5 protein-coding genes are annotated in these 2,724 nt (G+C 58.4%); all 5 read left to right on the top strand.

Going from position 1 to position 2,724, the window contains the following annotated elements:
• Window positions 1–423: hypothetical protein (locus tag GSQ91_RS25715; RefSeq protein WP_216845259.1), on the top strand; the 423-nt coding region annotated here is incomplete at its 5' end.
• Complete coding sequence (locus tag GSQ91_RS14750) at window positions 423–1,244, top strand: type IV secretion system protein (protein ID WP_158822527.1); 822 nt, start codon at window positions 423–425, stop codon at window positions 1,242–1,244. The genes GSQ91_RS25715 and GSQ91_RS14750, both read left to right, overlap by 1 nt.
• A 2-nt stretch (window positions 1,245–1,246) precedes the next feature.
• Complete coding sequence (locus tag GSQ91_RS14745) at window positions 1,247–1,930, top strand: VirB8/TrbF family protein (protein WP_158822526.1); 684 nt, start codon at window positions 1,247–1,249, stop codon at window positions 1,928–1,930.
• 5 nt (window positions 1,931–1,935) lie between these two features.
• Entirely contained in the window at window positions 1,936–2,316 is a 381-nt protein-coding gene (locus GSQ91_RS14740; protein ID WP_158822525.1) for a hypothetical protein, read from the top strand.
• Window positions 2,313–2,724, top strand: a 412-nt coding sequence (locus tag GSQ91_RS25935) for a DNA cytosine methyltransferase (RefSeq protein ID WP_254064598.1), incomplete at its 3' end; no start/stop codon positions are given. The genes GSQ91_RS14740 and GSQ91_RS25935, both read left to right, overlap by 4 nt.

Raw genomic sequence — 2,724 nt, 5'->3', positions numbered from 1 at the left:
ACACAGGCTACTGTCGCCAACCAGTACGCTACCTCAGAGCTGGCGCAGACAACCACGACCAATACGCTATCGACGCTCGGGACGATCCGCACGAACGAGTCGGCGTTCGCATCGAGGCTCACCAACCTCGAATCGGATACCTTCTCGACGAATCCCAGCCAGCAGACCCAGAACGCCCTGCTCGGCAAGATCAACTCCGCCACGCTGCTCCAGATCCACTCGCAGCAGGACACCAACCAGCTTCTCGCGGCTTCGATTCAGCAGCAGCTTATCGCGCAGAAACAGCAGATCGACGCGCAGAACCGCTCCCTCAACAACTCGGTCTACTTCCAGCAGAATTTTCCCACCACAATGCAGAACCTGAACAACGGCGTGAGCGATTCCATGCACTCGATCTCGCTCAGCATCAACGGGAGCAACTGATGGGACAGAACATCATTGCGCAGCTTGGGCAAGCTATCACCCAACTGCTCTCTTCACAAAGCAACACCCTCCAGGCCACGGGACTCGACATCTTCCGTGGCCTGGCCACCATCCTCATCGTCTGGTTTGGCGTCAAGGCCGCCCTGTCCGCTGCGCAGGGGCAGGGCGGCTTTCACTTTGCCAAGTTCGCCGACCTCATCCTGATGATCGCGCTCGGGCTGGGAATGTTGACCTACTATTCGTCGCCCATTCCTGGAACCAGCTATAGCTTTTCAGACTTGATCACCAAAGAGGGTCTGAACATTGCCAACCAGATCGAGTCCGACCAGACCCAGCAGATCGCCAATGCCATTACCAATGAGGAGCAGGAGCTCGGCTCACCTCCGGGCAGCTTCAACATCCTCGAAGACCTCACCTACCTGCTGATTACCGTGGTCCTGGCCACGATGGAGGCGGTGGCGTTTGGAGTGATCGCCTATGGCTACGTCGCCTCTGCGGTATGTGTCCTTATAGGTCCAGTCTTCATCCCCTGGTTCATTGTGCCCAAGATGGACTGGCTCTTCTGGGGTTGGCTCAAGGCATTCATCGGCTTCAGCTTCTATCAGGTCGTAGCCGCGGCCTTTATTTACGTCTTCTCGAAGGTGCTCACGTCGATGTTCCAGACCATCGGTACGATTACCATCTCGAACGCTCTTACCGTCCTGCCTGCTCTGCTGATTTCGCTCTTCGTCTGCATCTACGGTCTGGTCAAAATCCCCGAACTCACTAGTGCCATACTCAGCGGTCGCGCCGGCACGTGGGTCAACGTGATGGGAGAGTAATCATGCCAAATACGCATAATGGGCTTCCCATCACCGATGCCGGTCACAAGTTCCTCGAGCTGTACGCGGAGCCAGTCGTTACCAACACGTACCTGAAAGTTGCCATCCTCGTGCTCTCGTTCGTCACGCTTGCTTCGCTTGCGCTCCTCTATCGAGCACAGACTGCCGCCTTGCGGTTGAAGCCGCTCATCATCTCCATCACCGACGCCGGGCGTGGCCAGGTGGTGAACTATGCCGACTTCTCCAAAGTTCCGGTCGAGCGCGTGAGTAAGTATTACCTCGCACGTTGGGCCCAGCTCTACTACGGGCGCAATCACGCCACGCTGCAGCGGGACTTTGCCGAGTCGTTGAACTTCTTCTCCAATGAACTGCAAGGCGCGACGTTGGCGCGGGTGACCAAAGCAAAAACCCTTGAGACCTTCCTGCTCGATCCCGGCGCACCGAACGTAGACATCGAGATCAAAGCCGTCGTGCTCGACGATACGCGGCAAACACCATATCGCGCCCACATCGAGTTTGAGAAAGTCTTCTATTCATTGGGCGACCAGCAAGAGCAGAGCCGCGAACGCTGGACTGCAAACGTCGTCTACGGCTTTCGCGACGAAGTCCCGAACGCGATGCTCCTGACCAATCCGCTCGGCGTCGTCATCAGCTACGTCCACGAAGACCAGGCATTCGGGAGCTGAAACCTATGCGAGCCAAGATGCCCATTTTGCTCTACTGCGCCGATCGTGAGTTGCTCTCCGCTACGGCATTCGCGCTGCGCCTGCAGCCCTACGACGTTACAGCCATCGATGACAGTCGCGGTGCCGCTGCCGTCATGATGGCGAGCGACCTTGCCTGCGGCATTTTGATTCACGCGAGGCAGGGTGACCTCGCGGGCAGGCTGATTCACCGCCTACTGGAAACGGATCTGCATGTCCCCCTGCTGCTGGTAGACCGTGCCGGTGATCTCGCACCCGTCCGCTACGCGGACATGGTGCTCTATGGCCGCAATACCTCTATGGCGCATATCCTCGGTGCCCTCAATGTGCTCTGCCCGCGGAAGCGCGGACCACGGAGTGCCGCGTGAGATATCTCTCCGTGTGCTCGGGCATCGAGGCAGTCTCCGTTGCATGGGGACCGCTAGGTTGGAAGCCCGTGATGTTCGCAGAGATCGATCCCTTTTGTTGCTGGTTGCTGCGCTCGCGCTATCGCGCATCGCGCCCGCTTCACATGCCGAGTCCGCGTGATGCGTCCTCGCGCAAAGAAGCCAAGCAACGCGCGGCAGCCATTCGCAACATCGTTGCTCTGCCTGCCGATGGTGCCGTTATTAACGCCGGAGACTTCACTCGCATAGGAGCAGACGATGTCGGAGCAATCGACCTTCTGGCCGGAGGCACACCTTGCCAGTCTTTCTCCATCGCCGGTAAGCGAGCTGGACTGGATGACCCGCGTGGCAACCTCACCATCGAGTTTGCTCGACTTGCTGATCGGCTCC

Origin of the sequence: Granulicella sp. S156, from assembly GCF_009766105.1 — a bacterium.
Taxonomy (GTDB): Bacteria; Acidobacteriota; Terriglobia; order Terriglobales; family Acidobacteriaceae; genus Granulicella.
Note: the sequence above shows the minus strand (reverse complement) of the source record. Positions and strands in the feature narration are given on the sequence as shown.